Raw genomic sequence first — 24815 nt, 5'->3', positions numbered from 1 at the left:
CGTCCTTCCGGCATCCGCGAGACCGCCATGCGCCCCGACCCGATCCACCCCGACACGCTGCTGGCCCGGGCGCTGGGGGCGCACGACCCGGCGACGCACGGCGTCGTCCCGGCGGTGCATCCCGCCACCACCTTCCTGCGCGCGGGCGATCTCTCCTACCCCGGCGGGCACAGCTACGCCCGGCCCTTCAACCCGACCTTCGACGGGGCGGAAACGCTGCTGGCGACTCTGGAGGGCGCAGCGCAGGCGCTGCTGTTCTCCTCCGGCATGTCGGCGGCCACGGCCGTGTTCCAGGCGCTGGAGCCGGGCGATCATGTGATCGCGCCGCAGGTGATGTACTGGGGCCTGCGCAACTGGCTGAAGGGCTTCGCCGCGCAGTGGGGCCTCGGGCTCGACCTCGTGGACATGCGCGATCCGGCCGCCGTGGCGGCGGCGGTGCGGCCGGGCCGGACGAAGCTGATCTGGGCCGAAACCCCGGCCAACCCGACCTGGGAGGTGACGGACCTCGCCGCCTGCGCCGAGATCGCCCGCCGGGCCGGCGCCTGGCTGGCCGTGGACAACACGGTGCCGACGCCCTTGCTGACCCGGCCGGTCGAACACGGCGCCGACATCGTCATGCACTCGGCCACCAAGTACCTGAACGGCCACAGCGACGTGCTGGGCGGTGCCCTGGCGACGGCGCACGCCGACGGCTTCTGGGAGCGCATCGCCGCCATCCGCGCCACCCAGGGCGCCGTCCCCGGCCCGTTCGAGGCGTGGCTGCTGCTGCGCGGGATGCGGACCCTGGGTCTGCGGGTGGAGCGCGCCTGCGCCACGGCGCAGCGGTTGGCGGAGCATTTCGACGGCCACCCGAGGCTGGAGGCCGTGCTCTATCCCGGCCTGCCGTCGCATCCCGGCCACGCGGTGGCCGCGCGGCAGATGAACGGCGGCTTCGGCGGCATGCTGTCGGTGCGGGTGAAGGGCGGGTCGGCGGGGGCGGTGGCCGCGTCGGCGGCGCTGCGGGTCTGGACCCGGGCCACCTCGCTGGGCGGGGTGGAGAGCCTGGTGGAGCACCGCGGCTCCATCGAGGGGCCGGACAGCCCCTGCCCGCAGGACCTGCTGCGCCTGTCCTGCGGCATCGAACATGCCGACGACCTGATCGCGGACCTGGAACAGGCGCTGGACACGCTCCGGGCATAGCCCGCAGGGGGCATGGCCCGCAGGAGAACGGTGCCTGGATCGGCAGAGCGGCCGGAGAAGACGGGCTGGGGGGCTGTCCCGCCAGCCCGCCGCCGGGCTGGGATATCAGCGCGCGATCAACGCGGGATCAGGGCATCCAGCCGGTCGCGGAACGGGGCGATGGCCTTGCGGTCCTCTTCCGTGTCGCGGGCGAAGGCCGCCAGATCGTTGCGCATCTCCCGCGCCACGCTGCGCAGGGCGACCTGATCCGCGGCGGTGGCCGAGGCCTGCATGAAGGTCCCGTCGGTCCGGGCATCGGGGCGCTTGCGCACCGGCGCTGCGGCCGCGACCGCCATCGGACGCAGGATCAGCTCCGCCCGGTGCGCGGCCAGAACGCGGTTGCCCACCGAGCGCCAGCGCCGTTCGCTGAAGCCGTGCCGGGCGATGACCGGCTGGATCACCGCGGTGTCCGTCAGAAGCTGGGCGATCGGATGCTGGTTTGTCCCGTCGGAACCGACGGGAACAGCGGCGGCGATCTGTTCCGCCGCGGCGATGAACCGCCCGACCTCCTCCGGCGCCAGCGTCTCATCCGCCAGCATGGGCGCCGAGAGAAACAGCGTGAAAGCCAGAACAGCGACCAGACGCATCCGCCCCCTCCGAATGCTATGCGAACATTGTACCCCGGAATAAAGATGCTTTCCAGCCGTAATTATTCCGGTTCGATGGAAATCAGGACGCGAATTGCGCGCAATTTTCATCAATTGCGCTCCGGCCGCCCCCTGCCCGCCGGTACGACTAACGCCGGCTCCGACCGGTCCGGCCGGCCACTTATGCGCCGGCTCCGGAGAAGGCAGGGAGGGCAGGATGGCAATGGAGCCCTGTCCGCAATCAGTATTGACGGCGGTCTGTTAAGACCCTGTGAAGGCAGGACCGCCATAGCGGCCGGATCCGGCGGAAGACAACGTTCGGTCCGCATCGGTAACGAATGGTCTTGCCGGGCAGACTCGGCCAGAACGCCGACAGTCGGGGAACGGGCGGGGCAAGGCGGCCGAGTCCGCCCCGGCGCGGCGGAAACCGTCAGGAAGCGGCGGGAAAGAAGGCCCGCAACGGGGGGCGACCTGTCTGCCCGGAGCGGGCAGAAGCGGAAATGCGGCGACGGTGTGGCGCCGGAACGACGGCGTCGTGGCATTCGCCGGCAGACCCCCGCCAGCATGCCGGTTCCGCGCGGAGGCCCCTTGCGTGCAGGTTGGGCCTGCCCTAGGGTCCCTCGCGCCAGTGTCGAGAAGGGTCCTTCTTCCGTGGTTCCTCATGTTTCGCTGAAGCTCGCGCGCCTGCTCCTGGCCGGCGCCGCGCTCACCGTGGCCGGCAGCGCCGCCGCCCAGTCCACCCCGCAGACCGAGCAGCCGGGCTCCGGCGGCGGGTTGATCCTGCCGGGCACGGTGCAGTCGACGCCCTCGGGCTCGACCGCCGCGGGGACGATCACGCAACGTCCGCAGCAGGCTCCCGCGGCCCAGCAGCCGCGTCCGGCCGCACAGCCGCAGCAGCCGCGCCCGGCGCCGCAGGCCCAGGCCCCGCAGGGTCAGGCTCCCCAGGCCCAGGCGCAGCGCGCCCCGTCCAAGCCGCCGGAGAAGACCGGCGTGCCGCAGGGCACCTGGGACATCGCGCCGGACGTCTATTCCGACGGCAGCTTCAAGCTGTGCGCCGCGGAGAACCGGTTCGACAACAATCTGATCCTGATCATGCTTCAGGGTCCGAACAAGAAGACCAACCTGATGATCGGCGCGCCCGGGGCCCAGATGCCTCCCGGCGCCCGCTTCAAGGCACAGATCAAGATCGACTCCAAGCTGGACAAGGAGATCAACGGCGCCGTCGTCGCGCCCGAGCTGGTCGCCCTGAACACCGGCCAGGAAGAAGAGATCGCGCGCGGGATCGGCACCGGCAACGTGCTGACCGTGATGCTGCCCGGCCAGGGCGTGGCGTTCCAGCTCAAGGGCACCTCGAAGGCGCTCAGCGACCTGTCCGCCTGCGTGGACCAGGCCGCCGCCGGCACGCTCAAGCTCCCGCCGCCGCCGCCGGCGATGCCGCCGCAGCTCGCCAAGCTGCTGCTGGATGCCGGCCTGAAGGACGCGCGCGCCCTGCCGGTCGACAAGATGCCGCCGGAACAGCGCCCGGGCGACTTCGCCTGGCAGATCGGTCAGAAGGTGCTGGGCTCCATCCGCAACTTCCCGATCCGGGAAGAGGCGGGCGACCTCGCCAAGATCAGCCAGACCTACGTGGACAGCGTCTCCAAGACCTGCCAGGGCACCTTCACGCCGACCCTGGGGGCGGTGGAGACGGTGAAGCAGGTCACCTTCCGCACCGGCTCGGCCCTGTGCGAGATGAAGGAGGGCAAGGTCTTCGTCTCCCTGGTCATGTACCTGTCGGCCCAGCGCACCCTGGGGGTCTTCTCACATGAGGCCATGGAGAGCGAGAAGGCCACGGCCGAAGCCGCCTCCGCCGGCATCCTGAAGGCGCTCAAGGAAGCCGCCGCGAAGGAGCCGCCGGCCCAGCAGGGTCAGGCCGCCCCGCAGCAGCCGGCCCCGCAGCAGAAGAAGTGATCCGGGGGGCCGCCGCCCCCCCCCCGACCGCGACCGTTGATCGGAAACCGCCGCCCGGACAGTCCCGTCCGGGCGGCGGTTTGCTGTCGGGGGTCCGGGACCGCCCCCGGCCGGCGGGCCGTCAGCCCTTTCCGCCCAGCGCCTCCTGGGCCAGCCTGGCGAAGCCGGGGTCCAGCGGCGGCGGGTCGATCGGAACCCCCTCGGCCAGCGCGTCCGCCACGGTGCGCAGGATATCGACGCGGGCGCACCATTTGGAGTTCGCCGGGATCAGGGTCCAGGGCGCTGCCGGGGTGGAGGTGCGGACGAACATCTCCTGCGCCGCCTCCACATATTCGTCCCAGCGGGCGCGGGCGCGCAGGTCGTCCGGCGTCAGCTTCCAGCGCTTCCAGGGCTTCTCCAGCCGCTCGCGCAGACGCTTGGCCTGCTCCTCCGGGCTGATGCTGAGGAACAGCTTGATCACGCGGATGCCGTCGTCCGTCAGCATCTTCTCGAAGGCGTTGATCTCGTCATAGGCGCGGGTCCAGTCGGGTCGCTTCGCCAGCCCCTCGACCCGCTCCACCAGCACCCGGCCGTACCAGGAGCGGTCGAAGATGGCGACGCTGCCCGGCGTGGGCAGGCGTTGCCAGAAGCGCCAGAGATAGTGCCGGCCCTGCTCGTCGGCCGTCGGGGCGGCGATGGGCCAGACATGGAACCCACGCGGGTCCAGTTCCGCCGTCATGCGGCGGATCGCACCCCCCTTGCCCGCCGCGTCCCAGCCCTCGAAGACGATGACGGCACGCAGTTCCTGCCAGAAATAGGAGAACTGAATCCGGGCCATGCGCTGTTGCAGGGCCCTCTGCTTGTCCTCATAATCGGCCTTGTCGGCAAAGCGGGGCTGCCGTTCGGGCAGCCGGTCGAGACGGAACCGGTCGGGTATCTCCAAAGCCATCCGCATCTCCTTCCTGTCGTTCCCGACATTCCTCCGCCCCCGGTCAGTCTGACGCCGCCGCCGCCGGCAATCCAGCGGTTCCGCCCGGACGGGTCCGCTCAGACGGGCCCACCCGGCCGGGCTCGCCATGCGGCCAGCGGCCGCGGGAACCGCCCCGCCTCCTGGCGGGTTCTCTCGGTGGGGCGGTCCCCGCGCGGACCGCGGCGCCTGCCCGGCGCCAGCCACCACCGCCGCCGACGTCTTGCCTGCGACGTCCCCCTACGCCCGCCAGCCGGAGCAGAGGTCGCCGCCATGTCCCTGACCGCCCAGACCCGCCGGGGAACCCCCGGCACCACCCACCCGACTCCGGCGACGGCGCGGCGCCCCGCCGGTGCCGGTCCCCGCATCTACAACCTGTTCCCGCTGCTGGCGGGCACGGTGGAGGACTGGAAGCGCCACCTTCCCCGCATCGCCGCCATGGGGTTCGACTGGGTCTTCCTGAACCCGGTCCACTATCCCGGCTTCTCCGGCAGCCTCTATGCCGTGAAGGACCCCTACCGGCTGAACGACCTGTTCCGCGGCGATGCGGACGCCGACACGGACACGCTGCTGCGGGACTTCTTCACCGAGGCCCGCCGGCACGGGCTGAGGGTCATGCTGGATCTGGTGGTGAACCACACGGCCAAGGACGCCCTGCTGGCGGAGCAGCACCCCGACTGGTACGTGCGCAACCGGGACGGTTCCCTGCGCAGCCCCCGCGCGGCCAACCCGCAGGACCCGACGGATGTCACGGTCTGGGGCGATCTGGCGGAACTGGACTACGGCCGACAGGAATCCCGTGAAGGGCTGATCCGCTACTGGGCCGACTGGGTGCGCCACCAGGTCGGGCTGGGCGCCGCCGGCTTCCGCTGCGACGCCGCCTACCAGGTGCCGGCGGGCGTCTGGCGCGCCCTGATCGAAGCGGCGCGCAGCGTCGATGCGGAGGTGCCGTTCTTCGCCGAAACGCTGGGCTGCACGCCGGAGCAGGTGGCCTCGCTGGCGGATGCCGGCTTCGATTACCTGTTCAACAGCGCCAAATGGTGGGACTTCCGCTCCGACTGGTTCCTGGAGCAGTACGAACTGTATCGCTCCATCGCCCCCACGATCGCCTTCCCCGAGAGCCACGACACCGAGCGGCTGGCGGCTGAGACCGGCACCGGGGATGCCCGCCACCTCGCGGCGCTGACGAAGATGCGCTACCTGTTCTCGGCCGCGGTGTCCTCGGGCGTGATGCTGCCGGCCGGCTTCGAGTACGGCTTCACCCGCCGGCTCAACGTGGTGGAGACGCGACCGCAGGACTGGCAGGCCGAGGCGGCGGAGCCGCGGCTGGACCTGTCCGGCTTCATCGCCGACGTGAACGCCATGAAGGCGTCTGTCCCTGCCCTGAACAGGGAGGGACCGCTGCGCCGGATCACCGGCGCGCACGATCCGGTGGTGGCGCTGCTGCGCAGCGACCCGGCCAGCGGGGAGAGCGCGCTGCTGCTGCTGAACCCGGACACGGACGGCCCCCGCTCCCTGGACCCGGCGATCCTGCTGGCGGCGGGAGACGGCGGCAGCTTCGAGGACGTCACGCCGTCGAAGGCCCCGGCCGTGCTGCGGCCGGGCGCTCCCCTGGCGCTGGAACCGCTGGAACTGCGCATCTTCCGCGGCCGCCCGGCGAAGCCCGCGGTCGCGCCCGACCCCGGCGCCACCCTCGCGCGGCTGGCCGCCCTGGCGGAGGACCGGGTGGCCGTGGAAGACATCTACCCCTGCGTGGACGGCGGCCGCTTCGCGGTCAAGCGGGTGGTCGGCGATGTCATGGAGGTGTGGGCCGACATCTTCGCCGACGGGCACGACAGGATCGCGGCCGTCGTGCAGTACCGCGTGACCGGGGAGGCGGCGTGGGCGGAGGCGCCCATGGTCTTCGTCGACAACGACCGCTGGGCGGGCCGCATCCCGCTGACCCGCAACGCCCGCTACGAGTACCGCATCGAGGCGTGGCGCGACCTGTTCACCACCTGGCGCGCCGACTTCGTGAAAAAGCGCGATGCCGGCCGCGACGTGTCGCTGGAACTGGTGGAGGGGCGCGGGATTCTGGAAAAAGCGGTGGAGGCTGCCGAGGGCCGCGGCAAGGCCACGCTGGCGGCGCACCTGGAGCATCTGCGCGGCGTGCCCGACCAGGACAGGCCGCGGCTGGCCGAGCTGCTGCTGGGCGACAGTCTGGCCGCGGACATGGCGCGGTTCGGCGCCCGCATCAACCGCTCCCACTCGCAGACGCTGGAGGTGGTGGCGGACCGGCTCGCGGCCCGCTTCTCCTCCTGGTACGAGCTGTTCCCCCGCTCCATGTCGGACGATCCGACGCGGCACGGCACCTTCGACGACGTGATCGCCAAGCTGCCCTATGTCCGGGACATGGGGTTCGACGTGCTGTACTTCCCGCCGATCCACCCGATCGGCCGGAGCAACCGCAAGGGCCGCAACAACTCTCTGACCGCCGGGCCGGACGATCCCGGCAGCCCCTACGCCATCGGCTCGGAGGCCGGCGGGCATGACGCCATCCATCCCGAGCTGGGCACGCTGGACGATTTCCGCCGGCTGGTGCGGGCGGCCAAGGAGCACGGGCTGGAGATCGCGCTGGACTTCGCCATCCAATGCAGCCCGGACCATCCCTGGATCAAGGAGCATCCGGACTGGTTCGACTGGCGCCCCGACGGCAGCATCCGATACGCGGAGAACCCGCCCAAGAAGTACGAGGACATCGTCAACGTCCACTTCTACCGGCAGGCCCTGCCGGACCTCTGGTTCGCCCTGCGCGACGTGGTGCTGTTCTGGGTGGAGCAGGGGGTGAAGATCTTCCGGGTGGACAATCCCCACACCAAGCCCCTGCCCTTCTGGGAATGGATGATCCGCGAGGTGCAGGACCGCCACCCGGACACGATATTCCTGGCCGAGGCCTTCACCCGGCCGAAGATGATGAAGCGGCTGGCGAAGCTGGGCTTCACCCAGAGCTACACCTACTTCACCTGGCGGCGGCACAAGCAGGAGCTGACCGACTATCTGGTGGAGCTGACCCAAGGGCCGGCGAAGGAGTACTACCGGCCGAACTTCTTCGTGAACACGCCGGACATCAATCCGCCCTACCTGCATTCCGGCAACCCGGCGATGTTCAGGATCAGGGCCGTGCTGGCCACCATGCTGTCCAGCGTCTGGGGCATGTACAGCGGCTTCGAGCTGTGCGAGGGCACGCCGCTGCCGGGCAAGGAGGAGTATCTCGACAGCGAGAAGTACGAGATCCGCGCCTGGAACTGGGACGATCCCCGCAACATCCGGGAGTACATCCGGCACCTGAACCAGCTCCGCCGCGACGAGCCGGCCTTGCAGCACCTGACGAACCTGCGCTTCTACACGGCGCACCACGACGGGGTGCTGTATTTCGGCAAGGCGGACCCACGCGACAGCAGCTCGATGATCCTCTGCGCCGTCAGCCTGGACCCCGACCAGGGCGCCTATCAGGTCCCGTTCGAGGTGCCGTTGTGGGAGCTGGGACTGCCCGACGACGCCGCGGTGCAGGTGGAGGACCTGTTCAGCGGCGGGCGCTGGTTCTGGTACGGCAAATGGCAGAACCTGACCCTGGAGCCCTGGACCAACCCGGCCGCCCTCTGGCGCATCACCCGGCCGTCCTGACCCGTCGCGCGCCCGCGGCCGGAGCGACCTGGAGGCCGGACAAAAAAACCCCCCGCGGGCGACAGCCGGCGGGGGTGCAGTCTGGCTACGTCGGACCTGGCGGCGCGCGCCCTGCCCGACAGGACCAGCGTACCACCGACGGCGGTCCGCGTCGCCCCCCGATAAGTCGGGTCGGTGCAGTCCTTCCGGGTGTCTTCCGTTCGGACGCGGGAAACCCTATATCGTCTGGTGAAGGAACCGTAGCCGTATGATCGGCCAGACCGACCATGGGAAACGGGTCCGGACGGGCGGGCGCCCCGTTTCTCCAGCGGGAAACTGCATCCCTGGACAGGAAGCGCCATTCGGAGTCCGCGTCATGCGTGCCTGGGTCATGCGTGCCTGGATCGTCGCCGGTTCCCTTCTCGCCCTCCTGGCCGCGCAGCCGGCCCGGGCAGAGGGCGCGTCGGCCGCGAAACCGCAGGATGACGGCTTCTACCTGAAATCGACGACCGGCTGGGACCGCGGCCTGGGCACCGCGTCCGGCCTGCCGGCCAGCAGCGACCTCAATCTGGGCAGCGCCCTGACCCTGGGCACACCCCTGTCCGGCGGGATCGCTGCCGGCTGGCGTCCGATGGAGATGCTGCGGCTTGAGGTCGAGTACATGCACGGCCGGACCGACCGCGGCGCGGTGTCCGACCTGCCGGCCGGTGCCGACCGGCTGGACCGGCAGAGCGTCATGGCGAACGCCCTCGTCGATATCGACTTCAGCGGCTGGGTCACGCCCTATGTCGGCGTCGGCCTGGGCGTGACACGGCTGGAACTGGACACCGGGCGACTGGGCGGGGCGACCCTGGTCGGGCGCGACGACATCCTCTCCTATCAGGGCATCGTCGGTTTCTCGATGCCGTTCAGCGAACAGCTCTCCTTCTTCGCGGACGGCCGCTACACCGGCTTCAACGACATCGCCCTGGACCCCGGCCGCACCGATGCCGGCAACGATCTTCAGAGCTGGTCCGCCCTGGCCGGCCTGCGCTACCGCTTCGGCGGCCCCTGAACCCCCGTCAGGCGATTGCGGCCCGTCTCAGACAGGTTCCGGTTCGGCCGGAGCGCGGGCGGCGACCGCTGCGGCGACGGTCCCGGACGCGATGACAGAAGCGACCTCGGCCTGCCGCCGTTCCCACTCCGGATAGCGCAGCGTCAGTTCATGCGGCCGGTCCTCCAGGTCGAGGACGGGCAGCGTGCAGGCGGGATCGCGGCGCATCCGGTCGAGCCCGGCCAGATGCACGATGCCCAGCGGCCGGTGCGGCAGGAAGAACTCCACCAGCCTGTCCGCCGCCGGATCGAAGCGCCACGGTCCCATGTAGTTGCACCAGTCCGGCAGCAGCTCCAGCGGCAGCCCGTCGACATAGACGGCCAGCGCCATGGCGAGCTGGTCGGAGGTGAAGATGTGGCCCTTGTGGATCACCCGCTCCTGCCATTTCCGGAACGCCGCCCAGTGCGGCGCATCCGCCCGCAGCGCATAGGCCCCGGCGTTCAAGGTGGCCCTGACCGCGAGCGGCCGCAGGATGTCGGCGGGCAGCCCGGCGCGGCGGCCGTTCTTGTAGAGGATGGAGCGCACCCGGGCGATGCCGCCCAGCAGCCACTTCACCGTCAGCTCGCCCTGCCGGTAGCGGCCCGTCTGGGCGACGATGCCGAAGCGCCCCCGCCGGGCGGCGCGGATGTAGAGGTCCACCGCCTCCCAGTCCTGGACCCAGGCATCGCCGTCGATCCAGACCAGCACCTCGTGGCCGGGGAAATAGTCGGGCAGGAACAGCTTGGCGATGTTGGCGCGCAGATAGCCGCGGTCCCGGATGCGGCCGGCCGGGAAATCATAGTGCCATTCCGCCGTGACGACGGTGCAGCCGATGGCTTCGAGATGGGCGCGCTGCGCCGTCGTCAGGCCGGCATCCACGATGCCGAAGGGACAGTCGCGCCCCTGCGGGAAGCGCCGGACCGAGGCGACCAGTTCCAGCAGCATCGGATAGTAGGTGGCGTCACCGCCGCTGATCAGGATATGGGACCTGGACGGGGACATCGCGCACCTGACGGGCTTGCGGATCGTTGGGGGTAACCAGGAAGCGTATAGGCCGGCGGCACGGCGCCCGCAAGCCGCGGCCCGTCTGGCCTGTTCTACGCCGACGGCGGCCCCGCTCCCATCCACGCCCGCCGCGGCGAAGCGCAGCGGCTGCCCGCGAAAGGGTTACGATCCGGCCCGTCCGCCCCCACATGCCGTTGGATATCCGACGAACCCCGCGCCGCGACGGGGGTGGCGGGCAACCTATCACCCGCCGCTTCTGTTCAGTGGCAGTGTCCCGCCCGCAGACCACGGCTCCCGGCATGATCGATCGCAGCGACCGCTTCTGGTACAAGGACGCGGTCATCTACCAGACCCACGTCAAGGCCTTCCACGACGCCAACAACGACGGCATCGGCGACTTCGCCGGGCTGGCGCAGAAGCTGGACTATATCCAGGAACTCGGCGTCAATGCCCTCTGGCTGCTGCCGTTCTATCCGTCGCCGCTGAAGGATGACGGCTACGACATCGCGGACTACCGCGACGTCAATCCGCGCTACGGCACGCTGCGGGACTTCCGCAACTTCGTGCGCGAGTGCCATGCCCGCGGCATCCGGGTCATCACCGAGCTGGTGGTCAATCACACCTCGGACCAGCATCCCTGGTTCCAGCGCGCCCGCCGGGCGCCCAAGGGGCACCCGCATCGGAACTTCTACGTCTGGTCCGACACCGATCAGAAGTACCAGGGCACCCGCATCATCTTCCTGGACACCGAGAAGTCGAACTGGACCTGGGACGAGCAGGCCAAGGCCTATTTCTGGCACCGCTTCTACAGCCACCAGCCGGACCTGAACTTCGACAACCCCCGCGTCCTGCGGGAGGTGACCAATGTCATGCGCTACTGGCTGGACATGGGGGTGGACGGGCTGCGCCTGGACGCCGTGCCCTACCTGATCGAGCGCGAGGGCACCAACTGCGAGAACCTGCCCGAGACTCACGAGATCCTGCGCCGCATCCGGGCCGAGGTGGACAGCCACTACGGCGACCGCATGCTGCTGGCCGAGGCGAACCAGTGGCCGGAGGACGTGCTGCCCTATTTCGGCAATCCCGAGGTGGGCGGCGACGAATGCCACATGGCCTTCCACTTCCCGCTGATGCCGCGCATCTACATGGCGCTGGCGATGGAGGACCGGCACCCGGTCACCGACATCATGCGCCAGACGCCGGAGATCCCGGCCAACGCCCAGTGGGCCGTGTTCCTGCGCAACCATGACGAGCTGACGCTCGAAATGGTGACCGACAAGGAACGCGACTACATGTGGAACTTCTACGCCACCGACCGGCGCGCCCGCATCAATCTGGGCATCCGGCGGCGACTGGCGCCGCTGATGGACAATGACCGGCGCAAGATCGAACTGCTGAACAGCCTGCTGTTCTCCATGCCCGGAACGCCGGTGATCTATTACGGCGACGAGATCGGGATGGGCGACAACGTCTATCTGGGCGACCGCGACGGCGTGCGCACGCCGATGCAATGGTCGCCCGACCGCAACGGCGGCTTCTCCCGCGCCGATCCGGCGGGGCTGTACCTGCCGGCGATCCAGGACCCGGTCTACGGCTTCCAGGCCGTGAACGTGGAGGCGCAGGCCCGCTCCTCCACCTCTCTGCTGAACTGGATGCGCCGGCTCGTGGCCGTGCGCCAGCAGTACCGGGCCTTCGGTCGCGGCACCCTGCGCTTCCTCTATCCCGGCAACCGCAAGGTCCTGGCCTATCTGCGCGAGTACGAGGGCGAGGTGGTGCTCTGCGTCGCCAACCTGTCGCGCGCACCGCAGGCGGTGGAGCTGGACCTGCGCCAGCACCGCACCTGTGTGCCGGTGGAGATGATCGGCCGCAGCGCCTTTCCGCCGATCGGGGACCTGCCCTATCTGCTGACCCTGCCCGGCTACGGCTTCTACTGGTTCGTCCTGTCCAGCCAGGCCGCTCTGCCGACCTGGCACGAGCCCGTGCCGGAGCCGCTGCCCGACTTCGTGACCCTGGTCCTGCGCGACGGCTGGCGCGAGGTCGTCACCGGCCGCGGCATCCGCGACCTGGAGACGGAGGCGCTGCCCGCCTTCGTGCCGAAACAGCGCTGGTTCGGCGCCAAGGATGCCCGGGTCACCGGGGTGCGCGTCACCGGCACGGCGGAGCTGCCCGACCCGACCGGCGGCGGCGAAAGCTATCTGCTGACCCGCATCGACGTCTCCCACACCGCCTCCTCGGAGCCCGTGCCCTATTTCCTGCCGCTCGCCATGTCGTGGGAGGAGCAGGCGGGCACGCCGGGCTGGCCGCTGTTCCCGTTCACCGTGGCGCGCACCCGCCGGGGTGCCCGCCTGGGGGCGGCCTTCGACGCCATGCAGTCGTCGCGCTTCGCGCTGGCCCTGGTGGAGGCGGTGCGGAAGGGGCTGGAACGGCCGGCCACCCGCGGCAGCCTGCTGTTCCTGCCGACCGACCGGCTGACCGAGGTGCGCTTCTCCGTGACGGAGCCGCCGGAAGTGCGGACCCTGGGGGTGGAACAGTCCAACACCTCGGTCCTGCTGGGCGACCAGATCGTGCTGAAGATCTACCGCAGGCTGGAGCCCGGCACCCATCCGGAGCTGGAGATGGCCCGCTTCCTGACCGAGCGGGTGCCCTATGCCAACACCCCGCCGCTGCTGGGCACCATCGAGCACAGGCTGGACGGCGACGGCACGGCGCTGGCCGTGCTGACCGGCTTCGTGCGCAACCAGGGCAACGGCTGGACCTTCACGCTGGACTATCTGACCCGCGAGATGGAGGACGCCCGCCTGCGGCTGACCTCCGGCAGCGAGTCCGGCGCCCTGCCGCCCGTCCTGGCCGAGGTGGAGGGAGAGGATTTCGGCATCTACCTGACCCTCGCCCGCACGCTGGGCGAGCGCACGGCGCAGCTTCACTGCGCGCTGGCGACGGCGACCGGCGACCCCGCCTTCGATCCCGAGCCGGCCGCGGCGGAGGACATGGAGGAGTGGCGCGAAGCCGCGACGCGCCAGGTCGAGGTGGGACTCTACGCCCTGCGCAGCGCCCGCGACGGTCTGCCGGAGGAGGCGCGGGCCGCGGCCGACCTGCTGCTGGGCCGGGAGGAGGAAGTCTTCGAGCGGGTCCGCGCCCTCGCCCGCCCCGTCGAGGGGCTGACCAAGACCCGCATCCACGGCGATTACCATCTGGGTCAGGTGCTGCGTTCGGCCACCGACTGGTTCATCATCGACTTCGAGGGCGAACCGACCAAGACCCTGGCCGAGCGGCGGCGCAAGCACTCCCCCTTACGCGACGTGGCGGGGATGCTGCGCTCCTTCGACTATGCGGCCTGGGGCGCCATGTTCCGGCTGGCGGAGGTGCATGCCGACGCCATCGACCGGCTGGGCCCCCTGGCGCGGGAATGGAACCAGGCCGCCCGCACCGCCTTTCTGGAGGGCTATGACGGCGCCATCGGCGCCTGCACCGCCTATCCGCAGGACGGCAGTGCCGACCGGCTGCGTGCCCTGTTCGAGCTTGAGAAGGCCTTCTACGAGATCGCCTACGAGGCGGGCAACCGCCCGACCTGGCTGCCCATCCCGATCCGCGGCGCCCTGGCCGTGCTCGACCGCCCACTGGAGATGCCGCAATGAGCCCGGACCGCCATGACCGCCCGTCCCGGGACACGGCCGATCTGGTCGATGCCCCGTTCGAAGCCGCCATCCACGCCCTGGTCCATGCCGACCATGGCGACCCCTTCAGCGTGCTGGGCCCGCATGACGGGCCGGACGGCACCTGGCAGGTGCGCGGGCTGTTCCCCGACGCCCGCACGGTCGAGGTGGTGGACGCCGGAACCGGCGAAACGCTGGCCGAGGCGCGGCGGGTCCACCCGCATGGCTTCTGGCTGGCCGCGATCGACGGGGAGCAGCGGCCCTACCGGCTGCGCATCGATTTCGGCACCGGGCCGATGGAGTTCGAGGACGCCTACCGCTTCGGCCCCTGGCTGGGCGACCTGGACCGCCACCTCTTCGCCGAGGGCACGCATCTGCGTCTGTGGGAGCGGCTGGGCGCGCACCCGACGGAGATCGACGGCGTGGCCGGCACGGCCTTCGCCGTCTGGGCGCCGAACGCCCGTCGCGTCTCCGTCGTGGGCGATTTCTGCAACTGGGACGGCCGCCGGCTGCCGATGCGGCTGCACCATGGCATCGGCATCTGGGAGATCTTCGTGCCCCGTGCCGGGCGCGGTGACCTCTACAAGTTCGAGATCAAGGGTCCGGACGGCACGATGCAGCCGCTGAAGGCCGACCCGATGGCCTTCAGCGCGGAGCCGCCGCCGCGCACCGCCTCGGTCGTCCATGGCACGCCGCCCTGGACCTGGGCGGACGGAGACTGGCTGGAACGGCGTCCCGGCACCTCCGACCTGCGCGCTCCGATGGCCATCTACGAGGTGCATCTGGGCTCCTGGAAGCGCGGACCGGACAACCGCTATCTGACCTACCGCGAGCTGGCGGACGAGCTGATCCCCTATGTGGCCGGGATGGGCTTCACCCATATCGAGATGCTGCCCGTCACCGAGTATCCCTTCGACGGGTCCTGGGGCTACCAGCCGGTCGGACTGTTCGCGCCCACCAGCCGCTTCGGCACGCCGGAGGATTTCCGGCATTTCGTCGAGGCGGCGCACCGGGCCGGCATCGGGGTCCTGCTGGACTGGGTGCCCGGACACTTCCCCGCCGACCCGCACGGGCTGGGGCTGTTCGACGGCACCCACCTCTACGAGCACGCCGACCCGCGCCAGGGCTTCCACCAGGACTGGAACACCCTGATCTACAATTACGGGCGGCGCGAGGTGCAGAACTTCCTGCTGGCCAACGCCCTGTTCTGGCTGGATCGCTACCATCTGGACGGGCTGCGGGTGGATGCCGTCGCCTCCATGCTGTACCTGGACTACAGCCGCAAGGCGGGAGAATGGGTGCCCAACCGCTTCGGCGGGCGGGAGAACCTGGACGCCATCGAACTGCTGCGCCGGACCAACGAGCTGGCCTATGGCGAGCATCCGGGGGCGATCACGGTGGCCGAGGAATCCACCGCCTGGCCGGCGGTATCGCGGCCGACCTACCTGGGCGGGCTGGGCTTCGGCTACAAGTGGAACATGGGCTGGATGCACGACACGCTCAATTACATGAGCAAGGACCCCGTCCACCGGCGCTGGCACCACCACAACCTGACCTTCGGGCTGATCTACGCCTTTTCGGAGAATTTCGTCCTGCCGCTGAGCCATGACGAGGTGGTCCATGGCAAGGGCAGCCTGCTGAACAAGATGCCGGGCGACCGCTGGCGGAAATTCGCCAACCTGCGCGCCTACTTCGCCTTCATGTGGACCCATCCGGGCAAGAAGCTGCTGTTCATGGGCGGCGAGTTCGCGCAGGAGCGGGAGTGGAGCCACGACCGCGGCCTGGACTGGTTCCTCTTGAGCCTGCCCGACCATGAGGGCGTGCAACGCCTGATCCGCGACCTGAACCACCTGTACCGCGAGCTGCCGGCCCTGCACCGGCTGGACTGCGATCCGGCCGGTTTCGAATGGCTGGAGGCGAACGACAGCGAGACCTCGGTGCTGGCCTTCCTGCGCAAGGACGACGAAGGCCGGATGACGGCGACCGTCTGCAACTTCACGCCGCTGCCGCGCCATGGCTACCGCCTGGGCGTTCCGGCCGAAGGCTGGTGGGCGGAGCGGCTGAACACCGACGCGGAGCGCTATGGCGGCTCCAACGTCGGCAACGGCGGCGGCGTGCGGACGGAAGAGGTGCCGGCGCACGGACGGCCCTACAGTCTGTCGCTCACGCTTCCCCCGTTGGGGACGGTGGTGCTGGAGTTCCAGGCGGGGACGGCGTGATCCGTGCAGAATGCAGTGCGCGCAGCAGGTCCGGCCGATGCGCAATGCAGTAACCTATGCAGATTGCAACGGCTCCGCCACAATCCTAACGGGGAATTAACCTTGGCGCCGGGAAGACGCCGCGCCGGCGGGGCGGCGGCTGGCATCCGTGTTGCAAGAGATGCGGCAAGACCGGCGGGACATCCGCCGGTGCGACCGACCGGGCAAACCGGCGGTCGCCTGCCGCGAACCTGCGGCACGAACCGAGGATTGTCACGATGTCACCGCTCCACGCCCACCCTCCGCCTGCCCGCGCCCGGGCCGTCTCCGGCCTCCTGTCCGGGGCGCTGCTCGGCCTTGTCCTGGGCGCCTCCCCGTCGGCCGCGGCCGTCTCCCAGCGGGGCACCGTGCCCCTGCACGGCACCGTGGCCACAAGCTGCTATCTGGTGGTCACCGACCATGGCAGCGCGATCGACATGGAGAATGGCGCCTTCTTCCAGGCGGTGGGGTCCGTCGGCGAGTCCTGCAACAACGGCCAGGGCTATACCGTCACCATCGCGTCCGAGAACAACGGCCGCATGGTGAACGAGACGGGACAGGGCGTCGGCTATGCCATTTCCTACGGCGACCTGCTGCTGGACACGCTGCGGGCGCCGGTCGAGCTGACCCGCCGCTACGCCCAGCCGGAACTACGGACCCGGCAGTTCCGGGTGCTGGTGCCGATAGCCTTCCGCTCGCTGACCGCCGGCACCTACAGCGACACCATCACCCTGACCATCGCCGCCCGCTGAACCCGGCGGGGCGCGGGTCCCGCTTCAGGCGAACAGCGCCACCCCGGCGATGATCCCCACCAGCAGGCCCAGCACGGCCGCAAGGCCGCGACGGTCTTCGTTGATCGTTCCGTGGCTGCGCATGACGTCCTCCCTTCCCCTCGGGAACAGGCTGGCAGGGACTTCGTCCGGTTCCGCCCCTGGAAAAGACGGGCAGAAGAAAAGGCCGCGGCGGTAAGGCCGCCGCGGCCGAGTGGATTTCACGGGCAGGGAAACGACACGCGGCCGGGCGGAAACCGCCCGGCCGCGTGTCAGAACGGCGGGGCAGCAGGGCTGCCCGCCGGTGCGGCGGAGGGCGTCGCGCTCGGGGCGGACTCCTCCGCAACCTCGGTGCTCTTCAGGCTCTCGCCCAGGCGGCGCAGATGCTGGCGCAGCTCCGCCTTCATCTGGGCGGCGATTTCCGCGCGCGCCTCGTGCAGGCTGACCGTCACGGCCGGCCGCGTCGCAGGCACGGCGGCAGGTGCCGGGCCCGGCGGCAGCATGGCGGTCTGGGTCTCCATCGCCAGCGACGGGCCGGCGAGAACGGCGGCGCAGAGAGCCGCGGCAGCAGCGCAGATCAACGTGCGCATGGCGCACCTCCTCTTGCGATGACGGGCCGATCCTCTTTCCAGCCCGCCGACGACAAGGCGAAAGATAGTTACCAATCCTTTCCAATCAATTACTTGCGCAATGCTACCGGCGCAGTCGAGCCATGCCGGCACCCGCGCGGACGCAAAATTATCCCCGGCCCGTCCTTTATCGTTCCGGAAATTTCCCGGAACGACACCGTGACGTCAAAGAATTCGCAAGGGATGCCCATGACCAGAAAAAATGCCCGACAGGATGATTACACGGGCGCAATTGACGCACTTGAAGCAGCGCCGGCCACCGGCGGAGCCTCAGGCGATCTCCGCCATCAGTTTGGAGAGGAAGGCGGCGGCGAAGTCGTCCGCGCCGCCGGCCGTGCGGACGAAGGCCCCCTCCCCCGCGATGACATTCTCGGCGTAGTAGGCTTCCAGCCAGTCGAACTCGTCCAGGATCGCCAGCGCGTTCACCGTGATCCCGGCCGCCGCGGCATGGGCACGGGCGCTCAGCGGGTCGATCCCGGCATTGTTGAAACCGTTGGAAACCAGGTCGATCTTGCGCCGCGCGGCCGTCCAGGGCGCGCGCTCGATCAGGGCGACGGCGGCGACGATGGCGCTGCCCAGCGCGGTGCTGCCACCCATGGCGATGCCGGGGACCGCGTCGATCGCGTCGGCCATGGCGGCGCAGTCGGCCGCACCGGCCACCAGCCGCCAGGGGACCAGGGCCGTCAGGGTATCGGGGCCGGCGAACTGCACCAGGGTCACGGCGATGCGCCCATGGCCGCCGCGGGCGACGGCGGCGGCGACCCTGGGGTCGCGGAAGGCGGCGGCATGGCCGCGCAACTGGAAGTCCAGGGCATCGCGGCTGATGCTGGCGGAGGCGTCCACCGCCAGCACCAGCGCCAGATCCACCGGTGGACGCGCGGAACCCTCTGAGGCGTTCTCTGGAGCGCTCTCTGGGGCGCTCTCTGCCACCCCGGCCGCCGCCGCTGCCAGCGGGGACAGCAGCGGCAGCCCGGCCAGCCCCGCCAGCAGCGCCCTGCGCCCGACCCGGTCGCTTCCGTTCACCCGTCTGCTCCTTCGTCTCCGTCAGGTCCGGCCGCGGCCCCCGCCAGTGCGTGGCGCAGCACCTTGCGCATCACCGTCGGCAGCGCCTCCGCCTCCAGCCCGGCACGCGGCACCCAGACCGCACCCGGAACGGGCGGGGCCGGCTGTGGCACCCGGCCCGCCAGCACCTCCAGTTCCAGGTGGAAGTGGGTGAAAGTATGACGGACCGTTCCCGGCACCGGGCGCCAGTCGATCCCCGGCAGCGGTGCCACCGCCCGCACGGCGGCCGGACCCGGAACCGTTCCGGTCCAGTCGGTGGACGGCACCTCCATCATGCCGCCGAGCAGGCCCGTCTCCGGCCGCCGGCGCAGCAGCACCGCCCCGTCGCGGTCGCACAGCAGGAAGGCGGTGCCCCGCCGCGTCGGCTTCTCCGCCTTGGCCACCTTGCGCGGCAGGTCCTCCTGCACGCCGGCGGCGAAGGCGGCGCAGTCCGGCTGCCAGGGACAGAGGATGCAGCGCGGCCGGCGTGGGGTGCAGATCGTGGCGCCCAGATCGAACAGGGCCTGGGTGTGGTCGCCCGCCCGCGTCTCCGGCACCAGCGCCGCGGCCAGGGCGCGCAGCCGTGGCTTGGCCGCGGGCAGCGGTTCCTCCACCCGGAAGACGCGGGCCAGCACGCGCTCGACATTGCCGTCCACGGCCGCCGCCGGGCGGTCGAAGGCGATGGCGGCGACGGCCGCGGCCGTGTAGTCCCCGATGCCCGGAAGGTGCCGCAATTCCGCTTCACTGTCCGGAAAGCGCCCGCCATGGTCCCGCGCCACGGCGACGGCGCAGCGGTGCAGGTTGCGGGCACGGGCGTAATAGCCGAGGCCGGCCCAGGCCCGCAGCACATCGTCGAGGTCCGCCGCGGCAAGCGCCAGAACGGTCGGCCAGCGACGCAGGAACTCCTGGAAATAGGGGCCCACGGTGGCGACGGTCGTCTGTTGCAGCATGATCTCCGACAGCCAGACCCGGTACGGATCGGCCCGCTCCCCCGGGGCGGCGCGCCAGGGCAGGACCCGGCGGTGTCGGTCGTACCAGGAGAGCAGCCGCGCGCTGCGGTCGCGGCGACTTCCGGCATCGGGAAGCCCGCCTGGGCGCTGGTCAGGCCCGGCGGCTTCTGCTTTCTTACCGGCGCGGGACGAGGTGGAGGCAGGTGGCATGAGCGGACCCCAGAGGATCGGACGACAGGTCGCCACCATCGCAGGCAAGGCCCTGGGAAAGAACGGGCTGGCGTTCGGCGGCCTGCTGACCGAATGGGCCACCATCGTGGGTCCCAGACTGGCCGACCAGACCACGCCGCTCAAGCTGACCTTTCCCAAGGGACGCCGCGACGAGGCGGTGCTGCACCTCCGGGTCTCCAGCCCGGTGGCGCTGCTGCTCCAGCATGAGGAACCCCAGGTGCTGGAGCGGATCAACGCCTTCTTCGGCTGGCGCGCGGTGGTGCGCCTGAAACTGGTGCATGGCGGGCCGGCCCTCAAGCCGGCCGCGCCTGCGCGCCCGCTGCGCCGACTGTCGGCGGAGGAGGAGAAGGACATCGCCGGCCGCACGGCGGAGGTGCCCGACCCCGACCTGCGCGACGCCCTGGAACGGCTGGGCCGGGCCGTCCACGGCTCCGCCCCGCGCTGACCCTGCCGCTTGCGGCTCCGGAGAACCGGAGTCTATATTCCAACATCTTGTGTTCAGGAGGCGATAGTGCGCCAAAATCTTCGAAGCACTTGGACCCGCCGCGGGGTCCTCGGGGCGCTCGCCCTGGCCGCGGGCATCGTGGCCCTGCCGCTGCTGGCGGGTCCGTCGGCCCTGGCCCAGCAGGCGGCCCCCCTGCCCGGCTTCGATCTCGCCCGGGCGACCGAGGACAAGGTGATCGGCGATCCGAAGGCACCCATCACGATCATCGAGTACGCCTCGCTGACCTGCTCGCACTGCGCGCACATGCACACCGACATCCTGCCGCGCATCAAGGCGGAGTTCATCGACACCGGGCAGGCGAAGCTGATCTTCCGCGACTTCCCCATGGACCAGGTGGCGCTGACGGCTTCGATGTTCTCCCGCTGCGTCGCACCGGAGCGCTACTTCTCCATGCTGTCGGCCCTGTTCAAGTCGCAGAAGGCCTGGTTCGCGGCAAAGGACCCGCTGGCGGAGGTCGGCAAGACCGCGCGGATGGCCGGCCTGACCCCCGAGCAGCAGGAAGCCTGCCTGAGCAACAAGCAGCTTGAGACCCACATCCTCCAGACCCGGCTGGACGGCATCAAGAAGTACAACATCAGCGGCACCCCGACCCTGATCCTGAACGACGGCGCCGTCGTGATCGACGGCGCGCGGGAGGAGGAGCTGATCAACGCGCTGGTCAAGCTGGGCGCCAAGCGCAAGGCGGAGTGAGCGGACGGCGGGCGGCGGTGCCCTGCACCGCCCGCCCTGCCGGGCAAGGACGCGCGGCGTGCGGGTCGCAATGCGCGCCGCGTTAACCGGGCCGCGCTAGAAGGAACCGGACCCCGCGCGGGACCAGAGAGGCAGGGCAGAGACCACGGTGCAGTTCACCCGACTCCGCATCTCCGGCTTCAAGTCCTTCGTGGACGCGACCGAGCTTCAGATCGAGCCCGGCATGACGGGCATCGTCGGTCCGAACGGGTGCGGCAAGTCCAATCTGGTGGAGGCGCTGCGCTGGGTCATGGGCGAGACCTCGGCCAAGAAGATGCGCGGCGCCGACATGGACGACGTCATCTTCGGCGGCACGGCGACCCGGCCCGCGCGCAACATCTGCGAGGTCACCCTCTCGCTCGACAATGCCGGCCGCACCGCCCCGGCCCAGTTCAACGACTGGCCGGAGCTGGAGGTGACGCGCAAGCTGGAGCGTGCCTCGGGCTCCGACTACCGGATCAACGGCAAGGGCGTGCGCGCCCGCGACGTCCACATCCTGTTCGCGGACAACGCCTCCGGCGCCAACAGCCCGGCCCTGGTCAGCCAGGGCCGCGTCGGCGCCCTGATCAACGCCCGGCCCACCGACCGGCGCCAGTTGCTGGAGGATGCGGCCGGCATCTCCGGCCTGCACGCCCGCAAGCACGAGGCGGAGCTGCGCCTGCGCGCGGCGGAGACGAACCTGACCCGGCTGGACGACGTCCTGACCACCATGGACGGCCAGCTCCAGGGCCTGCGCCGGCAGGCCCGGCAGGCGGCCCGCTACCGCAATCTCCAGGACCATATCCGCCGGGCCGAAGCGGTGCTGCTGCACCTCAGATGGACCCGGGCGCAGGGCCAGCTCGACCGCGCGCTGGCCGGCTTCACCGAAGCGGAGAACGCCGTCCGCGCGCTGATGCTGGCAGCGACCCAGGCCACCACGCGCCGCACCGAGATGACCGCCGGGCTGCAACCGAAGCGGCAGGCCGAGGCCGCCGCGGCCGCGGCGTTGCAACGCCTGCTGCTGGCCCGGGAGCAGTTGGATGCGGAGGAGCGCCGGGCGCAGGAGGCGTTCGCCGCCCTGCAACGCCGGCTGGCCCAGATCGACGGCGACCTGACCCGCGAGCGGGCGCTCGCCGCCGACGCCCGGCAGGCCATCGACCGGCTGGCGGAGGAGCGCCACGCCCTGGCCGAGGCGCAGGCCGAGGAGGCCCTGCTGAACGAGGAGGCGCAGGCGGCGCTGATCGAGGCGAAGGACGGGGTCGAGGGGCTGGACCGGGACCTGTCGCGCGCCATGGAGGGGCTGGCGGCGGAGGAGGCGAAGCGGGCCGCCCTGGACCGGCAGGTGCGGGAGCTGGACGGCCGCGCCGAGACCCTGCGCCGCCGGCTGGAGGAACAGCAGGCCACCCGCGAGGCGCTGGCCCGCGACGATACCGCGGGCGGCGATGCGGCGGAGGCCGAGGCGGAGGTCGCCGAGGCCGAGACGCGGCTGGAGCTGGTGCGGGAGGAGGCGGAAACGGCGGAAGCGGCCAAGGCCGCGGCCGAGGCCCGCGCCGAGGCGCTGCGGACCGAGGCGCAGGCGGTGCAGTCCCGCGCGCGTGAGGCGGTGCAGCAGGCCGAATCCGTCCGCGCCAAGCTGAAGGCGGAGGCCGACGGGCTGGCCGCACTGCTGAAGGTCCGGTCGGGCGACCTGTTCCCGCCCGTGATCGACACGGTGACCGTCGCCCCCGGCTACGAGCAGGCGCTGGCCGCCGCACTGGGGGAGGATCTGACGGCGCCGCTGGACGAGGCCGCCCCGGTCCACTGGCGCACCCTGCCCGCCCTGCCCGACGCCGCCCCCCTGCCGCCCGGCGCCGAGCCGCTGGCCCGCCATGTCAAGGCGCCGCCCGCGCTCGCCCGCTGCCTCGCTCATGTCGGTGTCGTGGCCGATGCCGCCACCGGAGCCGCGGCGGCGGCCCGGCTGCGGCCCGGCCAGGTGCTGGTGACGCGGCAGGGCCATGCTTGGCGCTGGGACGGGCTGACCGTCACCGCCGGGGCGGAGACGGCGGCGGCACAGCGGCTGCGCCAGCGCAACCGGCTGGCCGAGCTGGAACTGGAACTGGAGAGCGCCGACGAGCGGCTGGAGGCCGCCCGGGAGGCGATGGCCGAGGCGGCGGAGACGGCCGAGCGCGCCCTGGCCGACGGACGCGCCGCGGTGGAGGCCGCCGCCGGCCGCGACCGGCAGGCGCGCGACGCGGTGCGCGCGGCCTTCGCCGCCCTGGGGCAGGCCCAGGCCCGCCACGCGAAGCTGGCGCAGGCCGCCGCCGCCCTGGCCTCCCGGCTACAGGCCCTGGCCGAGGCGGTCGAGCGGCTGGAGGCCGACCGGGCCGAGGTCGAGGAGGCCCGCGCGGAGGCCCGCGCCGCCCTGGCGGAACTGCCCGACCCGGCGGAGGCGCGCCACCGGCTGGCCGAACTGCGCGCCCGGCTGGCCGAGCGCCGGGCCATCCAGGCCGAGCGCCAGAACGCCCTGGACCGGCTGCTGCGCGAGGCGGAGGCGCGGCAGCGCCGCCTTGCCGCCATCGCCCAGGAGGAACGGTCCTGGCGGACCCGGCTGGACGGCACCGGTGGCCGGCTGGAGGAGCTTCAGGAGCGGGCCGAAGAGACCCGGGCCGAGCTGGAACGGCTGGCCGAGCGGCCGGCAACCATCGAGACGGAGCGCGGCGACCTGCTGGACCGCATCGCCGAGGCGGAACGGCTGCGCCGCCGCGCCGCCGACGAGTTGGTCGCGCTGGAGGTTCAGGTCGCCGACGTGGAGCGCGAGCTGAAGGCGGCGGAGACGCAGCTTGCCGACGCGCGCGAGGCCCGCGCCCATGCCGAAGCCGCCGTGGCCGCCGCGCGGCAGGCGATGCAGACCCTGCGCGAGCGGGTGCAGGAGCGGTTGGACTGCGAACCGGAGAAGGTGCTGGACGTCGCCGGCATCGACCCCGCGCAGGAGCAGCCCGACGCCGCCGCGGTCGAGGCGCGGCTGGACCGGCTGGTCGCCGAGCGGGAGAACATGGGCCCCGTCAATCTGCGCGCCGAGCAGGAGGTGGCGGAGCTGGAGGGCCAGATCGACGTGATGAAGGGCGAGCGGGAGGACCTGATCGCCGCCATCGCCCGGCTGCGCCAGGGCATCTCCAGCCTGAACCGGGAGGCGCGCGAGCGCCTGCTGGCCGCCTTCGAGCTGGTGGACGGCCACTTCCAGGACCTGTTCACCCGCCTGTTCGGCGGCGGCAAGGCGCACCTGAAGCTGACCGAGGCGGAGGACCCGCTGGATGCGGGGCTGGAGATCTACGCCAGCCCGCCGGGCAAGAAGCTTCAGGTGCTGTCGCTGCTGTCCGGCGGCGAGCAGGCGCTGACGGCGCTGGCCCTGCTGTTCGCCGTGTTCCTCTGCAACCCGGCGCCGATCTGCGTGCTGGACGAGGTGGACGCGCCCCTGGACGAAGCCAATGTCGGCCGCTTCTGCGACATGGTGGAGGAGATGGCGCGCGGCGGGCACACCCGCTTCCTCATCATCACCCACCACCGCCTCACCATGGCCCGCATGGACCGGCTGTTCGGCGTCACCATGGCCGAGCGCGGGGTCAGCCAGCTCGTCTCCGTCGATCTCAGCAGCGCCGAGGAGTTGACGGAAGCCGCCTGATCCCCCGGACGGG

The 24815-nt window shown here is 71.2% G+C and carries 16 protein-coding genes; 10 read left to right on the top strand and 6 right to left on the bottom strand.

Annotated features, from left to right (window positions below):
- The first annotated feature begins 27 nt into the window (after nucleotides 1-27).
- Nucleotides 28-1179 (top strand): trans-sulfuration enzyme family protein, encoded by a 1152-nt coding sequence (locus tag ACFQPS_RS14485; protein WP_377359932.1) that lies wholly within the window; start codon nucleotides 28-30, stop codon nucleotides 1177-1179.
- Between the two features lie 116 nt (nucleotides 1180-1295).
- Here the strand turns inward: ACFQPS_RS14485 and ACFQPS_RS14480 are convergent, their stop codons facing one another.
- Nucleotides 1296-1805: a hypothetical protein gene (locus ACFQPS_RS14480; RefSeq protein WP_377359931.1), complete on the bottom strand. Its 510-nt coding sequence runs from the start codon at nucleotides 1803-1805 to the stop codon at nucleotides 1296-1298.
- 651 nt (nucleotides 1806-2456) lie between these two features.
- Between ACFQPS_RS14480 and ACFQPS_RS14475 the strand changes: the two genes are divergently transcribed.
- The gene (locus ACFQPS_RS14475; RefSeq protein WP_377359930.1) at nucleotides 2457-3755 is read left to right on the top strand and encodes a hypothetical protein; all 1299 of its coding nucleotides are present in this window, start codon (nucleotides 2457-2459) and stop codon (nucleotides 3753-3755) included.
- Nucleotides 3756-3876: 121 nt separating this feature from the next.
- Here the strand turns inward: ACFQPS_RS14475 and ACFQPS_RS14470 are convergent, their stop codons facing one another.
- Nucleotides 3877-4683 (bottom strand): polyphosphate kinase 2 family protein, encoded by an 807-nt coding sequence (locus ACFQPS_RS14470; RefSeq protein WP_377359929.1) that lies wholly within the window; start codon nucleotides 4681-4683, stop codon nucleotides 3877-3879.
- 291 nt (nucleotides 4684-4974) lie between these two features.
- Here ACFQPS_RS14470 and ACFQPS_RS14465 point away from each other — a divergent pair, with 291 nt between their 5' ends.
- Both ACFQPS_RS14465 and ACFQPS_RS14460 read left to right on the top strand, forming a co-directional pair.
- A complete protein-coding gene (locus ACFQPS_RS14465) occupies nucleotides 4975-8364 on the top strand; it encodes a maltotransferase domain-containing protein (protein ID WP_377359928.1) in 3390 nt (1129 codons plus the stop codon).
- A 355-nt stretch (nucleotides 8365-8719) separates the two neighbouring features.
- Nucleotides 8720-9397, top strand: coding sequence for an outer membrane protein (locus ACFQPS_RS14460; protein ID WP_377359927.1), 678 nt, complete (start codon nucleotides 8720-8722; stop codon nucleotides 9395-9397).
- 27 nt (nucleotides 9398-9424) lie between these two features.
- Here the strand turns inward: ACFQPS_RS14460 and ACFQPS_RS14455 are convergent, their stop codons facing one another.
- The gene (locus ACFQPS_RS14455) at nucleotides 9425-10417 is read right to left on the bottom strand and encodes a glycosyltransferase family protein (RefSeq protein WP_377359926.1); all 993 of its coding nucleotides are present in this window, start codon (nucleotides 10415-10417) and stop codon (nucleotides 9425-9427) included.
- A gap of 302 nt (nucleotides 10418-10719) precedes the next feature.
- Between ACFQPS_RS14455 and treS the strand changes: the two genes are divergently transcribed.
- From treS to ACFQPS_RS14440, 3 genes are all read left to right on the top strand, one after another.
- Complete coding sequence (gene treS / locus ACFQPS_RS14450; RefSeq protein WP_377359925.1) at nucleotides 10720-14055, top strand: maltose alpha-D-glucosyltransferase; 3336 nt, start codon at nucleotides 10720-10722, stop codon at nucleotides 14053-14055.
- 41 nt (nucleotides 14056-14096) lie between these two features.
- Nucleotides 14097-16292, top strand: coding sequence for a 1,4-alpha-glucan branching protein GlgB (gene glgB, locus ACFQPS_RS14445; protein ID WP_465269621.1), 2196 nt, complete (start codon nucleotides 14097-14099; stop codon nucleotides 16290-16292).
- A gap of 257 nt (nucleotides 16293-16549) precedes the next feature.
- Entirely contained in the window at nucleotides 16550-17062 is a 513-nt protein-coding gene (locus tag ACFQPS_RS14440) for a Csu type fimbrial protein (RefSeq protein WP_377359923.1), read from the top strand.
- 290 nt (nucleotides 17063-17352) lie between these two features.
- Here the strand turns inward: ACFQPS_RS14440 and ACFQPS_RS14435 are convergent, their stop codons facing one another.
- From ACFQPS_RS14435 to mutY, 3 genes are all read right to left on the bottom strand, one after another.
- Complete coding sequence (locus tag ACFQPS_RS14435) at nucleotides 17353-17670, bottom strand: hypothetical protein (RefSeq protein ID WP_377359922.1); 318 nt, start codon at nucleotides 17668-17670, stop codon at nucleotides 17353-17355.
- A 309-nt stretch (nucleotides 17671-17979) separates the two neighbouring features.
- On the bottom strand, nucleotides 17980-18732 hold the full coding sequence (locus tag ACFQPS_RS14430; RefSeq protein ID WP_377359921.1) for a DUF1194 domain-containing protein: 753 nt from the start codon (nucleotides 18730-18732) through the stop codon (nucleotides 17980-17982).
- Nucleotides 18729-19910: an A/G-specific adenine glycosylase gene (mutY, locus tag ACFQPS_RS14425; protein ID WP_377359920.1), complete on the bottom strand. Its 1182-nt coding sequence runs from the start codon at nucleotides 19908-19910 to the stop codon at nucleotides 18729-18731. Before mutY ends, ACFQPS_RS14430 begins: the two co-directional genes overlap by 4 nt.
- On the opposite strand from mutY, the gene ACFQPS_RS14420 reads away from it, so the two are divergent.
- From ACFQPS_RS14420 to smc, 3 genes are all read left to right on the top strand, one after another.
- Nucleotides 19909-20376, top strand: coding sequence for a DUF721 domain-containing protein (locus ACFQPS_RS14420; protein WP_377359919.1), 468 nt, complete (start codon nucleotides 19909-19911; stop codon nucleotides 20374-20376). The two genes, mutY and ACFQPS_RS14420, sit on opposite strands and share 2 nt — an antisense overlap.
- A gap of 66 nt (nucleotides 20377-20442) precedes the next feature.
- Nucleotides 20443-21126: a DsbA family protein gene (locus ACFQPS_RS14415; protein WP_377359918.1), complete on the top strand. Its 684-nt coding sequence runs from the start codon at nucleotides 20443-20445 to the stop codon at nucleotides 21124-21126.
- 148 nt (nucleotides 21127-21274) lie between these two features.
- Nucleotides 21275-24802 (top strand): chromosome segregation protein SMC, encoded by a 3528-nt coding sequence (smc, locus tag ACFQPS_RS14410; RefSeq protein WP_377359917.1) that lies wholly within the window; start codon nucleotides 21275-21277, stop codon nucleotides 24800-24802.
- The last annotated feature ends 13 nt before the right edge of the window (nucleotides 24803-24815 follow it).

Source organism: Rhodocista pekingensis (assembly GCF_042665545.1).
GTDB lineage: Bacteria > Pseudomonadota > Alphaproteobacteria > Azospirillales > Azospirillaceae > Rhodocista > Rhodocista pekingensis.
Note: the sequence above shows the minus strand (reverse complement) of the source record. Positions and strands in the feature narration are given on the sequence as shown.